At 57.3% G+C, this 19,698-nt stretch carries 22 protein-coding genes and 1 tRNA gene; 13 read left to right on the top strand and 10 right to left on the bottom strand.

Annotated features, from left to right (window positions below; genetic code table 11):
• Positions 1-125 precede the first annotated feature (125 nt).
• Positions 126-2,687 carry an HWE histidine kinase domain-containing protein gene (locus IFT84_RS19070; protein ID WP_342212891.1) on the bottom strand — a complete coding sequence of 854 codons (2,562 nt, stop codon included), beginning with the start codon at positions 2,685-2,687 and terminating at the stop codon, positions 126-128.
• A 371-nt stretch (positions 2,688-3,058) separates the two neighbouring features.
• Here IFT84_RS19070 and IFT84_RS19075 point away from each other — a divergent pair, with 371 nt between their 5' ends.
• On the top strand, positions 3,059-3,205 hold the full coding sequence (locus tag IFT84_RS19075) for a hypothetical protein (protein ID WP_192122196.1): 147 nt from the start codon (positions 3,059-3,061) through the stop codon (positions 3,203-3,205).
• A gap of 11 nt (positions 3,206-3,216) precedes the next feature.
• Here the strand turns inward: IFT84_RS19075 and IFT84_RS19080 are convergent, their stop codons facing one another.
• Positions 3,217-3,972, bottom strand: a complete 756-nt coding sequence (locus IFT84_RS19080; RefSeq protein WP_192122197.1) for a Crp/Fnr family transcriptional regulator — start codon at positions 3,970-3,972, stop codon at positions 3,217-3,219.
• A gap of 120 nt (positions 3,973-4,092) precedes the next feature.
• Here IFT84_RS19080 and IFT84_RS19085 point away from each other — a divergent pair, with 120 nt between their 5' ends.
• On the top strand, positions 4,093-4,728 hold the full coding sequence (locus tag IFT84_RS19085; RefSeq protein ID WP_192122198.1) for an alpha/beta hydrolase: 636 nt from the start codon (positions 4,093-4,095) through the stop codon (positions 4,726-4,728).
• A gap of 3 nt (positions 4,729-4,731) precedes the next feature.
• Here the strand turns inward: IFT84_RS19085 and IFT84_RS19090 are convergent, their stop codons facing one another.
• Entirely contained in the window at positions 4,732-5,679 is a 948-nt protein-coding gene (locus IFT84_RS19090) for a ring-cleaving dioxygenase (RefSeq protein WP_192122199.1), read from the bottom strand.
• An 87-nt stretch (positions 5,680-5,766) separates the two neighbouring features.
• The gene (locus IFT84_RS19095) at positions 5,767-6,984 is read right to left on the bottom strand and encodes an MFS transporter (protein ID WP_192122200.1); all 1,218 of its coding nucleotides are present in this window, start codon (positions 6,982-6,984) and stop codon (positions 5,767-5,769) included.
• Between the two features lie 215 nt (positions 6,985-7,199).
• On the opposite strand from IFT84_RS19095, the gene IFT84_RS19100 reads away from it, so the two are divergent.
• Together IFT84_RS19100 and IFT84_RS19105 are read left to right on the top strand one after the other, a co-directional pair.
• Positions 7,200-7,961, top strand: coding sequence for a cytochrome c oxidase assembly protein (locus tag IFT84_RS19100; RefSeq protein WP_192122201.1), 762 nt, complete (start codon positions 7,200-7,202; stop codon positions 7,959-7,961).
• Positions 7,958-8,512: a CopD family protein gene (locus IFT84_RS19105; RefSeq protein ID WP_192122202.1), complete on the top strand. Its 555-nt coding sequence runs from the start codon at positions 7,958-7,960 to the stop codon at positions 8,510-8,512. The genes IFT84_RS19100 and IFT84_RS19105 overlap by 4 nt, the downstream gene beginning before the upstream one ends.
• Here IFT84_RS19105 and IFT84_RS19110 read toward each other — a convergent pair.
• Positions 8,476-8,976, bottom strand: a complete 501-nt coding sequence (locus tag IFT84_RS19110; RefSeq protein ID WP_192122203.1) for a DUF2231 domain-containing protein — start codon at positions 8,974-8,976, stop codon at positions 8,476-8,478. The genes IFT84_RS19105 and IFT84_RS19110 overlap by 37 nt on opposite strands.
• 51 nt (positions 8,977-9,027) lie before the next feature.
• On the opposite strand from IFT84_RS19110, the gene coxB reads away from it, so the two are divergent.
• From coxB to IFT84_RS19135, 6 genes are all read left to right on the top strand, one after another.
• Entirely contained in the window at positions 9,028-9,678 is a 651-nt protein-coding gene (coxB, locus tag IFT84_RS19115) for a cytochrome c oxidase subunit II (protein ID WP_244651293.1), read from the top strand.
• On the top strand, positions 9,675-10,112 hold the full coding sequence (locus IFT84_RS21720) for a cbb3-type cytochrome c oxidase subunit I (RefSeq protein WP_342212892.1): 438 nt from the start codon (positions 9,675-9,677) through the stop codon (positions 10,110-10,112). The genes coxB and IFT84_RS21720 overlap by 4 nt, the downstream gene beginning before the upstream one ends.
• 10 nt (positions 10,113-10,122) lie before the next feature.
• Positions 10,123-12,204 (top strand): cbb3-type cytochrome c oxidase subunit I, encoded by a 2,082-nt coding sequence (locus IFT84_RS19120; RefSeq protein WP_342212893.1) that lies wholly within the window; start codon positions 10,123-10,125, stop codon positions 12,202-12,204.
• Positions 12,201-12,575: a hypothetical protein gene (locus IFT84_RS19125; RefSeq protein ID WP_192122205.1), complete on the top strand. Its 375-nt coding sequence runs from the start codon at positions 12,201-12,203 to the stop codon at positions 12,573-12,575. The genes IFT84_RS19120 and IFT84_RS19125 overlap by 4 nt, the downstream gene beginning before the upstream one ends.
• Positions 12,576-12,821: 246 nt before the next feature.
• The gene (locus IFT84_RS19130; protein WP_192122206.1) at positions 12,822-13,745 is read left to right on the top strand and encodes a hypothetical protein; all 924 of its coding nucleotides are present in this window, start codon (positions 12,822-12,824) and stop codon (positions 13,743-13,745) included.
• Positions 13,746-13,862: 117 nt separating this feature from the next.
• Positions 13,863-14,102: a hypothetical protein gene (locus IFT84_RS19135; protein ID WP_197975604.1), complete on the top strand. Its 240-nt coding sequence runs from the start codon at positions 13,863-13,865 to the stop codon at positions 14,100-14,102.
• 34 nt (positions 14,103-14,136) lie between these two features.
• Here IFT84_RS19135 and IFT84_RS19140 read toward each other — a convergent pair whose 3' ends face one another.
• Positions 14,137-15,441, bottom strand: coding sequence for a glucoamylase family protein (locus IFT84_RS19140; RefSeq protein ID WP_244651294.1), 1,305 nt, complete (start codon positions 15,439-15,441; stop codon positions 14,137-14,139).
• Between the two features lie 63 nt (positions 15,442-15,504).
• On the opposite strand from IFT84_RS19140, the gene IFT84_RS19145 reads away from it, so the two are divergent.
• A complete protein-coding gene (locus IFT84_RS19145) occupies positions 15,505-16,104 on the top strand; it encodes a DNA-3-methyladenine glycosylase (protein ID WP_192122208.1) in 600 nt (199 codons plus the stop codon).
• Here the strand turns inward: IFT84_RS19145 and IFT84_RS19150 are convergent.
• Both IFT84_RS19150 and IFT84_RS19155 read right to left on the bottom strand, forming a co-directional pair.
• Complete coding sequence (locus tag IFT84_RS19150; RefSeq protein WP_192122209.1) at positions 16,043-17,002, bottom strand: sensor histidine kinase; 960 nt, start codon at positions 17,000-17,002, stop codon at positions 16,043-16,045. The genes IFT84_RS19145 and IFT84_RS19150 overlap by 62 nt on opposite strands.
• A gap of 270 nt (positions 17,003-17,272) precedes the next feature.
• Entirely contained in the window at positions 17,273-17,491 is a 219-nt protein-coding gene (locus IFT84_RS19155; RefSeq protein ID WP_192122210.1) for a hypothetical protein, read from the bottom strand.
• A gap of 123 nt (positions 17,492-17,614) precedes the next feature.
• Between IFT84_RS19155 and IFT84_RS19160 the strand changes: the two genes are divergently transcribed.
• Together IFT84_RS19160 and IFT84_RS19165 are read left to right on the top strand one after the other, a co-directional pair.
• Positions 17,615-17,878, top strand: a complete 264-nt coding sequence (locus IFT84_RS19160; protein ID WP_192122211.1) for a hypothetical protein — start codon at positions 17,615-17,617, stop codon at positions 17,876-17,878.
• A 94-nt stretch (positions 17,879-17,972) separates the two neighbouring features.
• Positions 17,973-18,161, top strand: coding sequence for a hypothetical protein (locus tag IFT84_RS19165; protein WP_192122212.1), 189 nt, complete (start codon positions 17,973-17,975; stop codon positions 18,159-18,161).
• 11 nt (positions 18,162-18,172) lie between these two features.
• Here IFT84_RS19165 and IFT84_RS19170 read toward each other — a convergent pair.
• Together IFT84_RS19170 and mnmA are read right to left on the bottom strand one after the other, a co-directional pair.
• Positions 18,173-18,249 (bottom strand) — tRNA-Met (locus tag IFT84_RS19170).
• A gap of 217 nt (positions 18,250-18,466) precedes the next feature.
• Positions 18,467-19,663: a tRNA 2-thiouridine(34) synthase MnmA gene (gene mnmA, locus IFT84_RS19175; RefSeq protein WP_192122213.1), complete on the bottom strand. Its 1,197-nt coding sequence runs from the start codon at positions 19,661-19,663 to the stop codon at positions 18,467-18,469.
• Positions 19,664-19,698 lie beyond the last annotated feature (35 nt).

Below are 19,698 nucleotides of genomic sequence, written 5' to 3' on the forward strand. Positions count from 1 at the left end.
CGAAAAAAGCCATAGCGCATACTGACCGTGCGGCGGCGCAATCCATTTATCGCAGACATTCCTAAGATACGATAAACGGTAAGCGCAACCGCTTTCACATCTGGACTACGCGTCAAAACAGTAAGTTATAACTGCCCCGTCGCGGTTGTAAGCAAGCGGCTGATCGACTGCTTGTCGAACGGTTTGGCGATACGGGGCACACTTGCCAGCGTCCCCGGAAATGCCGCCGACTCGCCGTAGCCGCTGGCAAAACCAAACGGAATGCCGCGTGCCTGCAAATCCTGCGCAAATGCAAAGCTCGTTTCCGTACCCAGACTGACATCCAGAAGGGCGAAATCCACGCGGTGACCATCAAGACCGATAGAGTCGACAAAGGAGCGCGCCTCCTTGACGGAAGAAGCCATCAGCACTTCGTCCACATCCAGCGCCAGCAAAATGTCTTCTGCCTCCATCGCGATGATGAAATTGTCCTCCAGCACCAGAACGCGGCGGATAGACGAAGGAATGGACATGGTGTTCACGTGTATCAGCGCCTGTTCTCGGGCGTTAAGCCCCAATATCTCGGTTGCGTAGATCGCCGGAATTCTGAAATGCGCCACCAGACCGGTCGGCGCGTAGGTAATCTTGGCCTCGCCCTGCAAATCAAAGGGGATTGAGCGTTCAATAATCGTTGAGCCAAAACCGCGACGATTGGGCGCGTGCACGACCGGCCCGCCGCTCTCCTCCCAGCAAAACAGCATGTCATCCATCTCGTTGCGAGACAGTGTCACCGTTACCCTGCCCTGTGGTACGGACAAAGCGCCGTATTTGGCGGAATTCGTAACCAGTTCGTGGATCACCAGCGCCACGGTGGAAAAGGCCGCCGGTTCCAGCAGATGGTCGGGGCCCCTGACCGTTACGCGGCTGATAATGCCGCCCATATAGCTTTCGGCTTCGGTTTCCAGAATTCCTGAAAACGGTGCTGCCGACCAATTGACCTGAGTAATCTGGTCGTGCGCACGGGCCAGTGACTGAATGCGACTGTCCAGAACCTGTACATAATCGGCTGTCGACATCTGTTGTGACTGGGGTTGCGACTGGCCCTGCGAAATCAGCCCCCGCACCAGTCCCAGAATATTGCGAACCCGATGATTGAGTTCGGCAATCAGGATTTCCTGCTTTTCCTGCGCGCTCTTGCGCTCTTTCACCGCCTGGTCCGTCAACCGCAACACGGTTTCGAGGATGGTGATGCGCAACTGAGCAGCTGCGCGGATATCGAGCGCTGTCCACGGGCTGGACTGACCCTCGACCACCTCGCGCCAAGCTTCGAAGCTTTTGCGCGGGGAAACGCGCACACCCGCCGTCGATGAGACCGGCTTGTCCGGGTTTCCTGCCCACAACACGGTGCGGGCAAGTTCCCGACGGAAAATCAGGATGAAGTCACGGGGAGATTTTGAAATCGGTAGCGCCAGCACGCCTGCGGCCAGACCGGCGAAAGCACGACCCGGTTCGTACACCGAGCCGATGTCGGACGTGGCGTAGATCTGATTGGCCGCCGTGCGATTGAGAAACCGCACGAGATCATCGATATGCGCCTCGCCGGGCGTAATCCCCACAGTCGCGGATTTTCCGTCAAAGTAAACGGCAACGCCATCGCCCTTGAAGACAGACATGAATTCGCTGCTGATTTCCAGCATGGCGTCAATGGTCGACTCCGCTGCGGCAACGACATTGGGCATGCTGGATGCCAGATCCTGCACGGTCCGGTCGTGCTCCTGCTCTTCCTCCCGCTGCTGGCTATCGAGGATCAACGAGAACATCTGTCCGAACAGTTCCGCCGCCCCCCGCTTGGACTGGTTCAGTGTCAACGGATGGGTGTGATGACAGGCAATGAGTCCCCACAGCTTTCCCCGCACGATGATGGACACCGACATGGAGGCGCTGACGCCCATATTCTTCAAATATTCGATATGGATGGGAGACACAGCCCGAAGCGCCGATTGCGACAGGTCCAGCGGCTGTCCATCCGGATTTTTTTCAGGATAAAGCCGCACGCAGGGGTCGTTGACATCGGCAATCAACCGGATGCTCTGGCGCAAATACAAAGCCCGCGCCTGCTTCGGAATATCGCTGGCGGGGTAACGCAGGTGCAGATAGGGCGTTAAGCTCGACGTCTTTGCCTCGGCAATCACTTCGCCGCTATCGTCCTGCATGAATTGATAGATCATCACCCGGTCAAACCCGGTAATGGCGCGCATGTAGCGCGCCGCGTCCGAACACAGTCGGCTCAAGCCCTTGGTGGACGACAGGCGGTTGATCGCAGAGCGTACAGCGGACTGGATATCGTCCGTTTCCACCTGTTTGGCAGCGGCCTCGAACTCCAGAACGACATTGCTGGTGGAAATATGCAGCGACACATCGCAGGCTGGCGCGTTTTCGGTTACGTGAATGCCACGCAAGCGCTCCACCCCATCCCGACCACGCAGGTTTTGCAGCCGGTTGCGAATGGTGTGAATAACATCGGACTGGATGAAATTGGTCAATGGATGACCGACGATATCCTCTGCCGAGAAGCCGATGAGCCGGTCCACATTGGTGGATGCGTAAGAGACAATCCAGTCCTGAGAAACGGCAATCAGAACGCCAAAGGTTTGCAAACGGCCGGGAATATGAATCGGCTCACGATCGCAAGTGCTCAAATCGGTCACAGGCAGAACAGTCCTCTCAGTTCATTTCGCGTGAACACGGTTCACGCCAGATACTTTAAATAGGGCTGCAGAGGATCATCGATAATCGGCGCGATCAAACCTTGCAGAGAACTCAAAATGGTATGCATGAAAACGAATCGTTCGACACGGCCTTTTACCCTCCGCGTCCGCTGGCTTCATTTAAATAAGACATAGCCAGCTTGAAATATGGTTTTCACATTACTGTAGTACGATAAGCTGACGCGAACTTAGTGCGTCATTTGATTTCCGAAAGAGGGACATGAATATTTTTGATGGCTCGCTTGTTGATCTCGTCAAAGAAACCGAAATCGCTTATACAAAGAGAGAGTTTTGGTTTGGGAGGACCGACGATGGCAATCACCGACATTGAGAGAATGGAACATGCTGCCCGCGTGGTCTTCGGCTTCGATGATAACGTGGAAATCGCACCGCTCGGCTTCTGGCAAATGTGTCAGCACGTCATCGCCGAGTGGCTGGGGCGGCTTGGTCTGCGGTAGGTACACCGGGCTTAAATGAACGGCCTCTTGCCTTCGCCGACACCTTTCCATCCAGCAATATCCTCAAGCCCTCGCTGATCCAGGATTTCGCAGGATCGCTCTGCCCAGCGGATCATGCCTTTGTCAGAGAGCTTGCGCAAAGTCTTGTTGGTGTGGACAATGGACAGGCCGAGCGTATCGGCCAGATGCTGCTGCGTGATGGGAATAACGCAGCGGCCTGACCGAAACAGGTCCAGCACGCTGGCACGCTGCGCCAGCATCGCCAACAGATAGGCTGCTCTTTCCAATGCCGAGCGGCGGCCAATGCTCAGCAGGTTTTCGTCCAGCATCCGCTCCTCGCGCGCGGCAATCCAGGTAAGATCGAAAGCAAGATCGGGGTAGCCACGATAGAGTGTCGAGAGCTCTTTCTTCTCGAACACGCAGAGTGTGACCGGAGACAGGGCCTCGATGGAATGCTGCATCTCGCCCGTCAAGCTGCCCTGCAAGCCAATGAGATCGCCGGGCATAACGTAGTTGAGAATCTGACGGCGTCCGTCCTCCAGCATTTTATAGCGAAACCCCCAACCGGCCAGAACCGTGAACAGGTGCGCGCTCTGCGCCCCCTCCATCAGAATAATCTGCCCGGCCTCGACCGACACTTCGCTTTTCTTGAAATGCGAGACGAACTCAAGCTCATCCGGGGTAAATTCGCGGAAATGCGGCAGAGGCCGCAAAGGACAGAGCTCGCAGGGCGTCTTGCGGATGACTTTCAGATTGACTAGGGACATTCATCTCTCGTGGTGGCGTACGCCGTCCAAACCAATGCGGAAATTATAGGCATCCGTTACCCTCAAATGGAACGGATTGTAAACAGAGTCTTTACGTGGCTTCTGTAGCCGGAGGTAAACATGTCTGCAACCGACGCTGATTTCATCCATAGCTTTCATGCCTCAACCCATGGCTCAACTTATGACTCATCAACGACATTCGTGCTGCTTCATGGCACCGGAGGTGATGAAACCAGCCTTTTGCCCTTGATGCGACATATCGCCCCCGGTTCTGCCACCCTTGCCATGCGCGGACGCAGTCTGGACGAAGGCTTTGCCCGCTGGTTTCGCCGCCAGACCGCAGTGACGTTCGATCAAGCCCATATCCGGGCAGAGGCAGAAGCGCTCGACCGTTTTTTGAAAGCAGCCATGAAACGCTATGATATTGAGCCGGAAACCTGCGTTTTTCTGGGCTTTTCCAATGGTGCCAATATGATCGGAGCCATGCTGGAATCCTGTCCCGACACCATCCGCAACGCTATTTTGCTGCGGCCCATGCAGGTGCTGAACGCCGTTGATCCCGTAAACCTGACAGGCGTTCAGGTTCTCGTGACGAACGGCGCGCAAGACCCATTCGGGCCCTACGCGCCGCCCTTGATAGAGCATTTGGAACGCGCCGGAGCATCCGTCGCCAGCCACATGCTGCCGGTGGGACATGATCTGATATTGGAAGACGCTCGCCTTTGCCGCTCGTGGCTGGACGAGCGTGGGCTTTGATCGTTAAGCCAGAGGCTTCAGGCGGGCTTCGATGGAGGCCCGCTTGTCTTCCAGAAATGGCGGAAGCGACAGGCTTTCACCCAGCGTTTCCAAGGGTTCGTCCACGGCAAAGCCAGGGCCATCGGTCGCCAGTTCAAACAGAACGCCATTCGGCTCACGGAAGTAGAGCGAGCGGAAATAATAGCGCTCCACCTCCCCGCTGGATGGCAGACGGAAGCCGCGCACGCGCTTTGTCCACTCGGTGAGCGCTCGGCTGTCCGGCACGCGAAACGCGACATGGTGGACAGCGCCCGCACCCTGATGGGCGACCGGCAGCGTAGGCTGCACGGCCACATGCAGCTCCGCCGAGGGACCGCCCTCGCCCATGGAAAACACATGAACATGTCCGATTCCATCTGGCGATGGGTAGTCACGAACCCTGGTCATATTCATGATTTCCGTCAGTACCAGTTCCGTATTGTCGATGACCGGCACGCTCATCACGATGGGCCCGAGGCCCTTGATCTGATGGACAGCATCCACCGGACTGCGATCCCAGGGATGTGACGGGGCATTCGTATCATCCGCCACCAGCCGAAAGCGCTGGCCTTCAAAATCTTCGAACTCGATAGACGCCGCGCCGCCGATCTCGATAATATCACCCGCCTTGACCCTGGCCTCGTCCAGACGACGCTTCCAAAACTCCAGACTGGTTTGCGAGCCGACCCGCAGCCCGGTTGCGATTACGCTGTGGGTGCCGCGCCGTTCGCGTTGCACCGGAAAATCGAAGAACGTCAAATCCGTGCCGGGGCTGGCTTTGCCATCGGCATAGAACAGGTGATAGGCGCTGGTGTCGTCCTGATTGACGGTTTTCTTCACCAGTCGCAGACCGAGTGTCTGTGTGTAAAAGTTGAGATTATCGGCTGGCCTGGCGGTAATGGCCGTCAGGTGATGAATGCCCGTGAGTTGCATGATATAAACCTCCATCTTGTGTTGCCCCTTCATATCGCGCTTTCGGCACATGCCAGAAGGGGCAGAACGATGAACAGGCCGTTCTCACTATGCGGCTTTTTTTGCTCCTCTCGACTCGGACAGACGCGGCAGAAAGATTGTCAGCACACCCAGAAGCGGAAAATATGAGCAGAGCTTGTAGACAAATTCAATGCCGTAGAGATCGACATACCCGCCAAGCAGGGCCGCACCCACGCCACCCGCACCGAAGGCGAAGCCGAAAAACACCCCTGCAATCATGCCCACACGACCCGGCACAAGTTCCTGCGCAAACACCACGATATTTGAGAATGCCGAGGAAAAGATCAGGCCGATGATGACGGTCAGCACTGCGGTCCAGAAAAGCGAGGCATAAGGCAGGAGCAGCGCGAAGGGAATGACACCCAGAATGGAAAACCAGATGACGAACCGCGTGCCGAACCGGTCCCCGATCGGCCCGCCGAGAAACACGCCAGCGGCGGATGCACCCAGAAACAGGAACAGCAGCAATTGCGAGTTTTGAACGCTCACGCCGAACCGTTCAATGGTGTAAAATGTGAAGTAGCTGGAAAAGCTCGCCATATAGACGTTTTTGGTGGTCGTCAGCAGCACCAGCACCAAGAGCGCCCAGATCACCTGCCGGCGTGGCAGCGGCAGTGCGCGGCTGGGTGCCGTGCGGTGCATGGCACTGCGGTAGCTTTCCGAGTACCATTTGCCGACGCGGATCAGCACGAAAAAGCCGATCAGCGCTGCCAACGAGAACCACGCAACGCTGCCCTGTCCGTATGGCAGCACGATAAACGCGGCAAGCAGCGGCCCCATGGCCGATCCCGCATTTCCGCCAACCTGAAACAAGGACTGCGCCAAACCATGACGCCCACCCGACGCCAGCCGTGCAACGCGCGAGGACTCGGGATGGAAAATGGCCGAGCCAAGCCCGATAAGGCTCGCACCAATCAGCAACATGGAGAAATCATGTGCAAAAGCCAGCGTGATCAGCCCCGTGCAGGTGCTGAGCATTCCAACGGGCAGTGAGTACGGCATGGGCCAGCGGTCGGTGATAATCCCAATGAGGGGCTGCAACAGAGACGCGGTGACTTGAAAGGTAAAGGTCAAAATACCGATCTGCGTGTAATCAAGCTGGTAGTTGTCCTTGATAACGGGATAGATGGCCGTCAGAAGCGACTGCATGATATCGTTCAGAAGGTGACAGAAACTCACCGCGACGATGATTGCAAATGCTGTTTTGTTTGCCTGATCGCTGCCCGAAGACGTTACCGATGCCATTTGTGGCTCTCCTCCATGTCTCGAACGCGTTAAACGCCTGAGATTCAGAAGGTGCAAGCCCGAAATGGCCGGGAAATGATTCATTAGTCAAACAATTCCACTGTTCTATCCTCGGCTAATCAAGGCTCTTCTCGAAAGATGGAACTTTTTTAGCTCTCGCGACTTGTGACCAATCGAAACGCGGCGCGTCTCGCACGGCATGGCAGGGGGCAAACATGAAACAGATTTATACGCCCTACTGCGGAGCAGCCCCTTCACCTGATGCCCTTTGGTCCAGCTGGAATCTTGATCCGGTGTTGCTGGGCGCGTTCGTTCTCGCCATCCCGTTATATCTGATGCGGTCGCGTGGGGGCACACAAGCGCAACACAGTGCGTTCTGGGTGGCTTACGGTCTGCTTGCACTGTTTCTGATTTCACCGCTGTGCGCGTTGAGTTCTGCGCTGTTTTCCATTCGCGTTTTGCACCATGTCGTGCTGATCGGCTTTGTCGCGCCACTGCTGGCGGTTGCGCTGCGCCGGGAGACCGACGAAAACAGCGCCAACCTGCTGCCGCTGTTCTTCCTCGTTCACACCATCATCGTGTGGATGTGGCATGCCCCTGTTTTCTACAGCATGGCGCTGGCCAGCACATCCCTGTTCTGGGTGATGGAACTGTCTCTGCTTCTTTCGGCATTCTTTTTATGGCGGGCCATCTTCTGTGCGGCGGTCAATCCGGGTCTGGCACTGGCTGGCCTGCTGGCAACGGTCATCCAGATGGGCATGCTTGGCGCACTTCTGACCTTCACCGAGCGTCCAATGTTCATCGAACACTTCCTGACCACAGATGCCTATGGCCTGACCGCCATGGAAGATCAGCAACTGGCTGGCCTGCTGATGTGGGTGCCTGCCGCCCTACCCTACCTGCTGGCGGCGCTGATCACCGTGTTTCGCCTGCTATCGGACAAGGAGCCGCTTGCCGGTGTCGGCAACCGCGAATGATCTGGATCAAAACCCTTCACATCGCTGCCATCTGTCTCTGGAGCGCGGGGCTGCTGGCCCTGCCCGGTCTCTACATCATTCGCAACAAGGCGGTTGTTAAGGAAGATCTCTATCGTCTGCAGGAGTTGACCCGCTTTTGCTACGTAGCGCTCATTTCTCCAGCCGCCTTTATCGCCATTGGCAGCGGTGTCGCTTTAATCTTTCTGCGAGACGCATTCGGGCAATGGTTTCATGTCAAGCTGGTTTTTGTCGGCGCGCTGGTGGTGGTCCACGTTCTCAGCGGACTGGTGATCATTCGCCTATATGACGATGGCGAGCAGTATCCGCGCTGGCGCTGGGTCGGCGTAACGGCAGCAACCAGCGTCATCATCACAGCCATTCTCGGCGTGGTGCTGTGGAAGCCGGACCTTGATCTTGCATCCTTGCTGCCGCACGTGCTGTCAGAGCCGGGAGGCTTGCGTCGTCTGGCGGAAGAGATAGCACCATCGCTCGTTCCAGGGACAGTTCCTGATGTTCACTCGTCGGGTCCAACAATGAGCCCGACGCCATGATCGAACACCAGCTTTCCCCCATGCCATCCGGCAAGCCCGGTAAAGATGCTGGCCAGAACCGAGAGCATCAGGCCGTAGGGCAACACAGCCGCCTCGTCCTGCAAGCGCACGCCCCAATTGGCTCCGGCAATCGCAATCAGTGTCATGGCGGCAACCGCATGGGTCCAGCTTGCCACGCGAATGCGGATGCCTTGAACGAAGAGCAGTTCCGCCGTGCCGATCAGGCCCGCGACAACCCCGCTGGCAAAGGCAAAGCCGGACGACCAGAGGCTGACCCGCACCCAGAAGAGATCGCCGGTCCACCAGTAGAAGATGTCGCAGCCGAGTGTGGCGATGACCAGCGCAATCGGGAAATGCACGGTCATGGCATGGAGGGGATGGCCCGCAACCGCAATTGCGGATTCGACGGACTCTTCCTTGACCGTTTCGATCACCGGATTTCCTTCGTTGCGCGTCTCGTTCATGCCTGCACTCCTCTGCCAATCACTCGCGTTTCGCTCTATATTGGGCTGCCGTTGATATTGTCGAGTTGCGGCGGACCGCTTTCGACACTGGACCCTGCGGGACCATCGGCTGGGTCCATTGCCACGCTGTTCCATGTCATGTTCTGGGGGTCGGTTGCGCTGTTTGCGCTGGTGACAGGCATTCTTGCACTCTGTTTCATCGCCCCAGGTTTTGCCAGCCGCCTGTCCAGCCGCTGGCTGGTGTTTGGCGGCGGACTGGTCATGCCCTCGGTCATCCTGACGGCGCTGGTGATTTTTGCACTGTTTATGGGTGAGCGCCTGATTGCCTCCCCGCAACGCGAAGCGCCCTTGCGGGTGGAGGCCCATGCGGCACAATGGAACTGGACGTTCCGGTATCCCGCCGTTGATGGCGTCGCTCCGACCATGGACCGGCTTCACATTCCATCCGGCGAGCCGGTCGATATTGTCATCACCAGCGCGGATGTCATTCATTCGTTCTGGGTGCCGCGCCTTGGTGGCAAGCTTGATGCCATTCCCGGCCATGAAAACATTGTGCGCCTGCAAGCAGACCGTCCCGGCATTTATCGTGGTGTCTGCGCCGAGTTCTGCGGCGAAGGCCATACGATCATGGAATTCACCGTAGAGGCCCATGCTCCGCAAGACTATGAAAGTGAACTTCGCCAGATGGACAGGACGCAATGACGGACGCCCCCGCCAAACCATCGCCCATCGCGCTGCATAAACAACTGTCTCGCATCTGGGATACGCCCGGTGGCTGGGGTTGTCTATCCGCCGTCAACCATACGGTGCTCGGCCGTCGTTTCATCATCGCGGCTTTCGTGTTTTTCGCCATTGGAGGCCTGTTGTCGATGCTGATCCGGGTTCAGTTGGCGACACCCAACAGTGCCTTTCTGGGACCGGCGGTCTACAACCAGATTTTCACCATGCATGGCACGGTGATGATGTTTCTGTTTGCCATTCCGATGTTTGAAGGCTTCGCCATCTACCTGCTGCCCAAAATGCTCGGCGCACGCGACATGGCGTTTCCACGCCTGACCGCCTACGGCTTCTGGTGCTACATTTTCGGCGGCTCCATCCTCATTATTGCGCTGCTTTTTGGGCGTGGCGCCCGATAGTGGCTGGTTCATGTATACGCCATTGTCGTCATCGGCACATACGCCGGGCATCAATGCTGATGTCTGGCTGCTGGGCATTACCTTTGTCGAGATTTCCGCCATGTCGGCGGCGGTGGAAACGCTGGTTTCGATCCTGAAAATGCGCGCGCCCGGCATGTCGCTCGATAAAATGCCGATCTTTGCCTGGTATTTGCTGGTGGTGGCGGCCATGATGCTGCTGGGCTTCCCGCCCATGATCCTTGGCTCCATCCTTCTGGAACTGGAACGCGCCTTCGACCTGCCCTTCTTCGATCCAACGCGCGGCGGGGACTCGCTGTTGTGGCAGCACCTGTTCTGGCTGTTCGGTCACCCGGAAGTCTACATCATCTTTCTTCCGGCAGCGGGGGCGATCTCCACCGTTTTACCGGTGTTTGCGCGGCACCGGCTGATTGGCTATCGCGGCATTGTCGTGTCCGCCATTGCGGTCGGGTTCTTGTCGTTTGGACTGTGGGTGCACCACATGTTTGCAGTTGGCATTCCACATCTGGCACTGGCGTTTTTCTCGGCGGCCAGCGCGCTCGTCGCCATTCCCACGGCCGTACAGATCTTCGCATGGCTGGCGACGCTCGCAAAGGGACGCCCGCGCATGGATATTCCCATGCTGTACCTCAGCGGCTTTTTCCTGATTTTTGTCATGGGCGGGCTGACGGGGGTTATGCTCGCCATGGTTCCATTCGACTGGCAGGCCCATGATACGCATTTCGTCGTGGCGCACCTGCATTACGTGCTGGTGGGCGGTTTCGTGTTTCCCATGCTGGCAGCGGCCTATTACTGGCTGCCGCACATGACGGGACGCTTGAGCGTTCGCGGCCTGTCGGTGCCAGCCTTCTGGCTGCTGCTTATCGGTTTCAACATGACGTTCTCTCTTATGCACCTCACAGGTCTGAAAGGCATGCCGCGGCGGGTATCCACTTATCCCGGTGGCGTCGGTTGGGATTGGCTCAACCTCCTGTCCTCCGTCGGAGGCTTTGTGCTGACCATGGGCTTCGCACTGTTCGTGCTGGATGTTGTTCTGCACATCAAGTTCGGCAAGCCATTCCGCCGCAATCCGTGGAAAGCTGCATCTCTCGAATGGGCAACCCCCACGCCTCCCCCGTCTTATGCCTTTGCCTCCCTGCCGCACATTTCCGAGCGCGCCGATCTGGTGGACCCGGAAACGCTCGGCCCCCGGCTGGCCGCCGGTGACGGCTATCTCGGCTTGGCGCGAAACAACTGGATGGAATCGCTGGGCGTAGATATGACCACCGGCAAGCCTGATCAGGTCATTATCCTGCCCCAACCAAGCTATCTGCCGCTGCTAACGGCCTTGGCCACCGGCGGTTTTGTGCTCTGTCTCCTGTTCAAACTCTACTGGGTCTCTCTTGTGCCGCTGGCACTGGTGCTTGCGCTGTTTATGGTATGGACGCGAACGTCCGGGTTGAAACACGATACCGATCTGCTTCCCATCGGCCGCAACCAAAGTGCACCGCCACATGTCCAAGCGGCGCAGGCTCCATCCTACCTCGCAATGGTCTTCGCGCTGGTCGGCAATGGCACACTCTATGTCTCACTGTTGTTCGGCACGCTGTTTCTGTGGCTGGTGGCACCGAACTGGCCCCCGCGTGAACTGATTGAAACCGGACTGGCTGTGCCCGCACTGGCCGTCACCGCAAGCCTGCTTGCCGCCGGGCTGGCACGCAGGGCGGTGCGGGCTCTCCGCGACAGTCGCTCCCCCGTTCCTGCGCTGCTAGGCGCAACCATCGCCCACCTCACAGCACTCGGCGCAACGATATGGCTGGTCTCCACTGCTCTGCCCGACCCGACAAGCCATGCCTATGCTGCCACCAGCTTCGTCGTGCTGGCGTACTGCGCGCTTCACAACGCGCTTGGGCTGATCTTTGCCGTATTTGGTCTCTGGCGCTGGCATGACGGTTTTCTGTCGGCAAAGCGCACACTGGATTTGCGCATCGGCAGCCGCCTGCACGATTACACCGGACTGGCGAGCCTTGCCGGTGTCGGCCTTGTGCTGATCATGCCGAAACTGGTCGCCATGACAGAAGGGCTGGCACCATGATGGAAAGTCGTGGGATAGTTGGCGGAGGCCGACCGCTTCTGGTTCTGGTCAGCGGCTTCGGCGTTTGGGCCGCGGCATTTCTGGCGCTCTATATGATGTTGACGGTTGGTTGCGCATTGGGTTGGACCTCTGCCCCCGGCATTGCCGGATTGGACCTGCAACGCTCGATACAGATCATACTGTTTCTGCTCGCCGTTGCTGCCAATGCGGCTGTGCTGATTACCGCATGGAAAATACGACAGCGCGTTTCGCACGATACCGCATCGCTTCAGGGCTTCTTGAATGCCGTTGGCTTTTACGGTGCTTTAGCTGCCTTAGGCTGCACGATTGCCACCTTTCTGCCCGTCACAACGCTCACCACTTGCCATTAGAAATCGGAGATTAGCCCTCTCAACACCCATAAAATTCTGTAGGCCATTATTATTTTTCACGAATTTCGCCCAAATGCGGCGAAAGCGTGGAACCAATCGGCCATTGATGTGTTCTTTATTAGTATTCATCAATTTCCTTGAGAGGGAGACTTCACCATGGGGCGTGGAATTCTGTTGTGGTTGTTGGGCGTTCCGATTCCAATCATCATTCTTCTTGCATTATTTTTCCGATAGGGGACTAGAGATATGGCGATCGTTTCACCAAATTCGACGACGACTTCAGGCGGTCGTGAATCCGCAATTTCCGCAATCAACTGGGGTCCGGTTATCGCTGGCGCAGTGGCCGCGACGATCCTCAGCATTATGCTGATGATTCTTGGTGCCGGGCTTGGCTTGACCATCGTGTCGCCTTGGTCGACCGCTGGTACGGTCGCAACGACAGTGGCAATTTCTGCCTTCATCTGGCTGGTTGTGGTTCAGGCAATTTCCGCTGGCGTCGGCGGTTATCTGACTGGCCGTCTGCGTACGCGCTGGACAAGCGTTCATAACGACGAAGTCTATTTCCGCGATACAGCACATGGCTTCTTGTCCTGGGCACTTGCTACCCTTCTTGCCATCACGGTTGCCAGCTCGGCGATTTCTTCCATCGTCAGCGGTGGTGCATCGGCAGTCGGTTCCGTTGCGTCCGGTGCTGCGACAGCCGCCGGTGGTGCTGCGGCAGTTGCTGCCAACAATGGCGAAATGAGCAACATGGACCCGAACGGTTACTTCCTGGACACACTGTTCCGTGCTCCTGAGACCGCTGCTCCAAATGCTGCAACGGCTGATCCTGCGCAGGTTCGCGGCGAAGCATCGCGTATTCTCGCCCGCAGTGCCTTGAACGGTGAAGTTGCTGCCGGTGACCGCACGTACCTCGCTCAGATGATCTCCCGCGAATCGGGCATCACTCAACAGGAAGCTGAAGCCCGCATTGATCAGGTTGTTGCTGAAACCAAGCAAGCTGCCGAAACAGCCAAGCAGGCCGCTGATACTGCCCGTAAAGGTGCCATCACTGCTTCGCTTCTGATCTTCGCAACGCTTCTCATCGGTGCTTTCGTTGCTTCTTGGGCAGCTGCATTCGGTGGTCGTCACCGCGACGAGTTCGAAATCAAGCATCCTTACAACAGCTAATCGCTGGTCGTATAAGGTATGATACGAAAGCCCGGCTTGTCCGGGCTTTTTCTTTTTTGGAACGATTTTTCCACTAAACCGTTCCTTACAGTGTTCCTAGCAACAGAGGGTGCTGTCATGGTGGTAAGTACAACGGAACTGAAGGTTCAGGATATTCTGGAAAATGTTTCGCTGATCCGGGACCAGAAGATAGCCAAATTGAAATTGCTGGAAGAAGATGCCCGTGGACTGCAACGCGCAGGCTCCGAGAGCGCGATGGTAGACGATGACGGCTGGTACGCCGATCTGCGCATCATTGAAAAGGCGCTGAAAAAGCTTGGGCAGGGCAGCCGCCCTGAGGGCGCCTCAAGTCTTTAAAGTGCAGTGCCGGAGCGAAATCGCTCCGGTTTTTTTATAGGCACTCCAGCCAGCCACCGGTAAAGCCGGCAAGGTCAAGCCCACGGCGAACCAGATCGGTCGCGCGTATCAAGGCCCACGGCTGGCCGGTGCGATAATTCTCGATCATCATGACCAACAACCCTTGATCCAGCCCGGAGCATCGACGCGCCACCCAACCTTCCGGTCCCCTACTCCGCCCGCGCAAGCTCGGATTGAAGCTGTCAGGAAAACGTCCGTGGTTCAGCAAAGCTGGGTAGGTTTGCATCAGGTGGTCAAAATGTTGCCACGCCACATCCGCGTTGAACGGTAGGCAGGCCAGTCCCGCCCAGGGAATCAAGGTGCCGTCGTCAGGCCCGAACGGAACTGCGCGAGCACTGTATCCCAGCATGGTCATCCGCCTGCCGTCACGCAATACGCGCGGACCCTTTGGCCCGCCGCAGGCCGACAGGCCCCAGCTACCTGCTCCGTATCCGGTAAACCGATTGGGATTCTGCTCTGCATAGGCCTGTTGTGCCGTGATGGCGCGCTGCGTGTTTTGAAAATAATCGGCGCCGTCTAGATTAAGTTGGCCATCCTGCAACCCCCGGAAATCGATCCAGCTGTGCGAAAACAGATGGATAAACAGTGGACCTGCATGGAGATACCGCATCGCTCCTTCGCCGAGATAGGTGTAGCTCTTGGCGAACTGTGCGTAGCTGTCCTTTGACAAAGCAAATGTGGGCGATGCCAGACCGAGGACGAACAGGATAATCGCCTCACTATAGCCCTGCCAGACATGTGGCAGAAACCCGGTCTCGGGTTTCCAGCCCATAAACACCATCGCGCTTTCATTCTCCATGAAGCGCCAATCCACCCGTTCATACAACAGGGTCACAACGCGACGGATATCGCGCTCACTCTGCGCGTCACCCTGAAAATAGGCGCTGGCGGTAATCATTCCCGCGATCAGAAAAGCGGTATCAATGGAGGAGAGTTCGCTGTCCCACGTTCGTTGCCCGGTCTTCATATCCAGAAAATGATAATAGAAGCCGCGATAGCCGGTTGCGTCTGGCGCATCGCTCTGCTCCGAATTCAGGAAGAAATCCAGTAGGCGCCGGGTGCGCGCTACGGCGTCATTCCGGGTCATCCATCCGCGCTCCACGCCGATGGGTATGCACGACAGCCAGAAGCCAACGACGGCAATGCTGCAGGGCGATCCCGGGAGCGATGTATCGGCAACAAGGCCGGTATCCGGGTCGCTGAAATCCAGAAAGTAGCGGAAAGCGTCGTGTTGTATTATGTCTAGTTGTTGACGTCGGTCTGTATCGAGATTCACCATAACAGTCCATTTCAGCAGGGGCATTCAGTATATGGCAATGCCAGCCGAGCTTACGAGAGCCCCATGACCATCTCCTTGACAAAAGCATTCTTTGAGCGGGACGTCGTTGATGTGGCGCGCGCACTGGTCGGGTGTAAGCTGACCGTGAACGGCATCGGTGGGCGTATCGTTGAAACGGAAGCCTACCATCGCGAGGATGAAGCTTCGCACAGTTTTCGCGGCGAAACGGCCCGCAACGCAGCGATGTTTGGCCCGGCAGGCTGTGCCTATGTCTATCGCTCCTATGGCATCCACTGGTGCCTGAATGTCACCACGGGGCACGGCAGTGCCGTGCTGATCCGCGCATTGGAACCCTTGCTGGGTGTGGACGTAATGCAGCAACGACGTGGCATGGACGCGCTTCGTTTGCTGTGCTCCGGTCCGGGCCGCCTTTGCGCCGCCCTGCATGTGGACCTTTCACTCAACGGACAAGCAATTAACCAGCCTCCATTTGCGTTATGGCATGGTGTGACCGCTGGCAAAGTTGTGAGTGGCCCCCGGATCGGCATCACCAAAAACGTGGGCCAGCCCTGGCGGTTTGGGCTGGAAGGCTCCGCTTTCCTCAGTAAACCTCTTGTTCCGACGAGGCCTGATCACAGGCAAGGAGCGCCTTCAGCGGAATAACCATGCGGCAGGCCAAGCCAGTGGGTTTGTAATCAAGGTCTGTCTCGGCACCCAGTTCATGGACGAGCACACGCTGGATCATCGCTGAACCAAACCCCTGCCGCGACGGCGGCTCGACCGGCGGGCCGCCAAATTCCTTCCAGTGCAGAACCAGAACACCGCCTTGCGGATGCTCCTCTACAGCCCAGCGCACCTCGACATGACCCGCATCGGTGCTCAGTGCCCCATATTTGACCGCATTGGTGCACAGTTCATGCAGCGACATGCTGAGCGATAGCGCGGCGTTTGCCCGAATTTGCAAATCCGGACCCTGCGCGGTCAGCTTAGGCGAGCCTTCATCCTGGAATGGCTTGATGGCGGTATCAACAGTGGCACAAAGGGCCGCCCCCTGCCAGCGCTGCGTTAAAAGAGCATGTGCGTTCGTGAGCGCAATCAGGCGATGCGAAAAGATCGCTGACGCTTCAGCAGCAGGTATATTCGACTTGAAGGTTTGCCGCGCAATGGCCTGAACGGTGGACAGAAGATTTTTAACCCGGTGATCGAGCTCCCGTACCAGAAGATCGTGATGGTGATCCTGCTCCACCTGCCTGGCCTGCGCTTCGGCCAAGCGGTCCATCAGTGCATCAACCGCACCGCCCAGTCGGCCGAGTTCACCGTCATCCACACGGTCGCCAGCAAAAGCACCGGGATCTTTTGCCTCCCAGCCCTCCAGCTTTTGTATGAGATCACCAACCCGCCCCTCGTGCCGTTGGCGAGACAAACCGGATATCGCCAACCACAGGGTCGCCAGCACCAGCAGGCTCATCACCACATGGCGGATGACCATCGCGTTGACCGCAAGAGACGAATGCGGGCCCAAGGCCGCGACCAGCGCTGAACGAGTAGCAAACGCGTCCAAAGCAATGATGCCACATGTCGCGACAGCACATAAACCCACCAGCAAACTGTGTTGCCGACGTACCCCCGCAGACCCCATCACTGCCTTCCCGTACCGCTCTAGCACCGTATCAGGCGCGCTCAGCAAACAGATTGGTTGCCCGCAGTCAGCGTAGTGGCGAAAAATACAACTGCCAATCGTTATAATTCGCCTACAAGAATTAATGGGTAAAAAAATACGCACCGGCGTCGCCGGTGCGTTCCAGGATGTCGATGGATGTTGCCAAACAGATTACGGCTGCTGCGTATTCTGCGTGCCGCTTGGTGTGGTGGTTTGCGATGCGCCACCTGTTCCGGTCTGAGGCGTCGGCGAACTTTCCGTCGGTGCTGTCTGTCCTGATTCGGTGCCCGCTGGCGGAGTGGCTTGGGTTGGCTGCTTGTCGTTGGAATCGCTGCACGCTGCAAGTGTGAGCAGAGATGCACCCATAGTTGCCAATAGAAGTGTCCGCATTGCGTGTCTCCTCTTCGGTTGTCGAACGCCACAAAAACTCGAGAGCGTCGACATTTGTTCCTTTTCGACGCGGCTTACCCGCGCACCCTTCTTTTTCCTGCGCTTTATCGTTATATTATGGCCATGACCGAGAAAAATGACCCATTCGAGCATTCCGATTACGCTGGCGAGTTCGTGGAGGACGATATCGTTCTGCGTCTCGATATTTACCGGCCCGCCGGCACCAATGGTGACTGGACGCTGGAAGTGGTGGACGAAACCGGTGCAACCACAGTCTGGGACGAACCGTTTGCAACCGACCGAGATGCCTATGAAGAGTTTCTGGCAACCATCGAACGCGACGGCATAAGGGCATTTCTGGAGGAGCCAGTTACGCTCCTACACTAAATGGGGGGTGTCCGTTTAAGGCCATTGTGTGGTGGGCGGAACAATGCCCTACCTCACCCGTTTTTCCTTCAGAATTTAAACGAGGAGAAACGTTATGCCTAACCGTGATCCCCTGCCCCAGCCCGATGCCACTACACCGCGTGGTCCGTCCGTTACCCCGGGCATACCCGACCGCGAACAAGAGAGTTCACCGACACCGCCGGTGATTGCACCGACCAGTGACACAAAAAACCCGAATGACCCAACATTGATACCCGTTGGTGACCCGGCTGGAATGGCATAATTTAAGAAAAGTGGTAGCGAAGGACGGATTTGAACCGCCGACACAAGGATTATGATTCCTCTGCTCTAACCAACTGAGCTACTCCGCCAAAACGAACATTTTGATGTCCGCGTCAGTGGGGCGGCTTATAAGATGCGGCCCATGTTCCTGTCAAGCGAAGGCTCACGCGTTTTTTAAAAATGTAACGCGTGAGACTCCTCAAGCGTGTAGAAATCTTTCAGATTTGCTCCTACGCTTTAGGTCCTTATTTGGTCGCATGCCGTTCACGCAAAACCGCTGCACACTTTTGCGCGGCATGCTTACATTCAAGCTGCAACTGGCTTGTCCAAAAGCTGGCGTAAGGCTTCTTCAGCACTTGCTTCACGTTCCGAACGCTGCACAAAGCCACCGCCGTAAATGCGGGCATCTTCCCCCTCGCCGGAGTAGAGCGCGCAGGCTTGACCAGGCGCCACACCGGCTTCACCATCCAGCAGTTCAACGAAGATACCGCCTTCATCCATGCCCAGCAGCGAAGGCTTTGGCGGGCGGGTGGAGCGCACCTTGGCATAGCACTGAAAGCCCGCTTTGGCGGTCTCCATGAGGTCGGCATCGCCGAGCCAGTTGATGTCGCGCAAATAGACCTTGCGCGTCTCCAGCGCCTCTTTTGGACCAACGATCACGCGGCGGCTACGGGCATCCAGATAGACGACGTAAAGAGGCTCACCAGTCGCCACACCAATGCCGCGCCGCTGACCGATCGTGTAGTGGACAATCCCGTCATGGCCGCCCAGCACCCGGCCATCCATGTGCACGATATCGCCCTTGAGCGATGCATTCGGCTTCAATTTGGTGATGATATCGGTATATTTGCCTTGCGGCACAAAGCAGATATCCTGACTGTCGGCTTTCTTGGCAACAACCAGACCCATCTCCTCTGCCAGTTCACGCGTGCGAGCCTTGGACAGGCCACCGAGCGGAAAGCGCAGATAATCGATCTGCTCCTGCGTGGTCGCAAACAGAAAATAGCTCTGGTCCCGATCCGCATCCACGGGCCGGTACAGGCCCCGCCGACCGGGCTCGCCCGGCAAGGGATTGGGCCGCGAGCGAATATAATGGCCAGTGGCCAGGGCATCCGCGCCCAATTCCCGCGCCGTTGTCAGCAAATCGGCAAATTTAACTGTCTGGTTGCAGGTCACGCACGGAATCGGCGTTTCGCCTGCGACGTAGCTATCCATGAAGGGATTGATGACCGTCTCGCGAAACCGCTTTTCATAATCCAGCACATAATGGGGAATGCCGATCACTTCGCAGACACGGCGCGCATCATCAATATCTTGCCCCGCACAGCACGAACCGGCGCGGTGCACCGCAGCCCCGTGATCGTAGAGTTGCAGGGTGATGCCGAGAACATCATAGCCTTCCCGTTTCAGGATACCAGCCACAACGGAGGAATCAACGCCGCCGGACATGGCAACGACAACGCGGGTATCTTCTGGCTTACGATCAAAATCGAGGCTGTTCACGAGTCTCTACCGCCATTTTCAAGCAAAGCGCACAT

The organism is Rhizobium sp. CFBP 8762, from assembly GCF_014841565.1.
Classification (GTDB): Bacteria; Pseudomonadota; Alphaproteobacteria; order Rhizobiales; family Rhizobiaceae; genus CFBP-8762.

Coding starts and splice junctions, on each gene's coding strand:
- IFT84_RS19075 (WP_192122196.1), top strand. CDS start 3,059: ATGGCAATCACCGACATTGAGAGAATGGAACATGCTGCCCGCGTGGTC.
- IFT84_RS19080 (WP_192122197.1), bottom strand. CDS start 3,972: ATGTCCCTAGTCAATCTGAAAGTCATCCGCAAGACGCCCTGCGAGCTC.
- IFT84_RS19085 (WP_192122198.1), top strand. CDS start 4,093: ATGTCTGCAACCGACGCTGATTTCATCCATAGCTTTCATGCCTCAACC.
- IFT84_RS19090 (WP_192122199.1), bottom strand. CDS start 5,679: ATGCAACTCACGGGCATTCATCACCTGACGGCCATTACCGCCAGGCCA.
- IFT84_RS19095 (WP_192122200.1), bottom strand. CDS start 6,984: ATGGCATCGGTAACGTCTTCGGGCAGCGATCAGGCAAACAAAACAGCA.
- IFT84_RS19100 (WP_192122201.1), top strand. CDS start 7,200: ATGAAACAGATTTATACGCCCTACTGCGGAGCAGCCCCTTCACCTGAT.
- IFT84_RS19105 (WP_192122202.1), top strand. CDS start 7,958: ATGATCTGGATCAAAACCCTTCACATCGCTGCCATCTGTCTCTGGAGC.
- IFT84_RS19110 (WP_192122203.1), bottom strand. CDS start 8,976: ATGAACGAGACGCGCAACGAAGGAAATCCGGTGATCGAAACGGTCAAG.
- IFT84_RS21720 (WP_342212892.1), top strand. CDS start 9,675: ATGACGGACGCCCCCGCCAAACCATCGCCCATCGCGCTGCATAAACAA.
- IFT84_RS19120 (WP_342212893.1), top strand. CDS start 10,123: ATGTATACGCCATTGTCGTCATCGGCACATACGCCGGGCATCAATGCT.
- IFT84_RS19125 (WP_192122205.1), top strand. CDS start 12,201: ATGATGGAAAGTCGTGGGATAGTTGGCGGAGGCCGACCGCTTCTGGTT.
- IFT84_RS19130 (WP_192122206.1), top strand. CDS start 12,822: ATGGCGATCGTTTCACCAAATTCGACGACGACTTCAGGCGGTCGTGAA.
- IFT84_RS19135 (WP_197975604.1), top strand. CDS start 13,863: ATGGTGGTAAGTACAACGGAACTGAAGGTTCAGGATATTCTGGAAAAT.
- IFT84_RS19140 (WP_244651294.1), bottom strand. CDS start 15,441: ATGGTGAATCTCGATACAGACCGACGTCAACAACTAGACATAATACAA.
- IFT84_RS19145 (WP_192122208.1), top strand. CDS start 15,505: ATGACCATCTCCTTGACAAAAGCATTCTTTGAGCGGGACGTCGTTGAT.
- IFT84_RS19155 (WP_192122210.1), bottom strand. CDS start 17,491: ATGCGGACACTTCTATTGGCAACTATGGGTGCATCTCTGCTCACACTT.
- IFT84_RS19160 (WP_192122211.1), top strand. CDS start 17,615: ATGACCGAGAAAAATGACCCATTCGAGCATTCCGATTACGCTGGCGAG.
- IFT84_RS19165 (WP_192122212.1), top strand. CDS start 17,973: ATGCCTAACCGTGATCCCCTGCCCCAGCCCGATGCCACTACACCGCGT.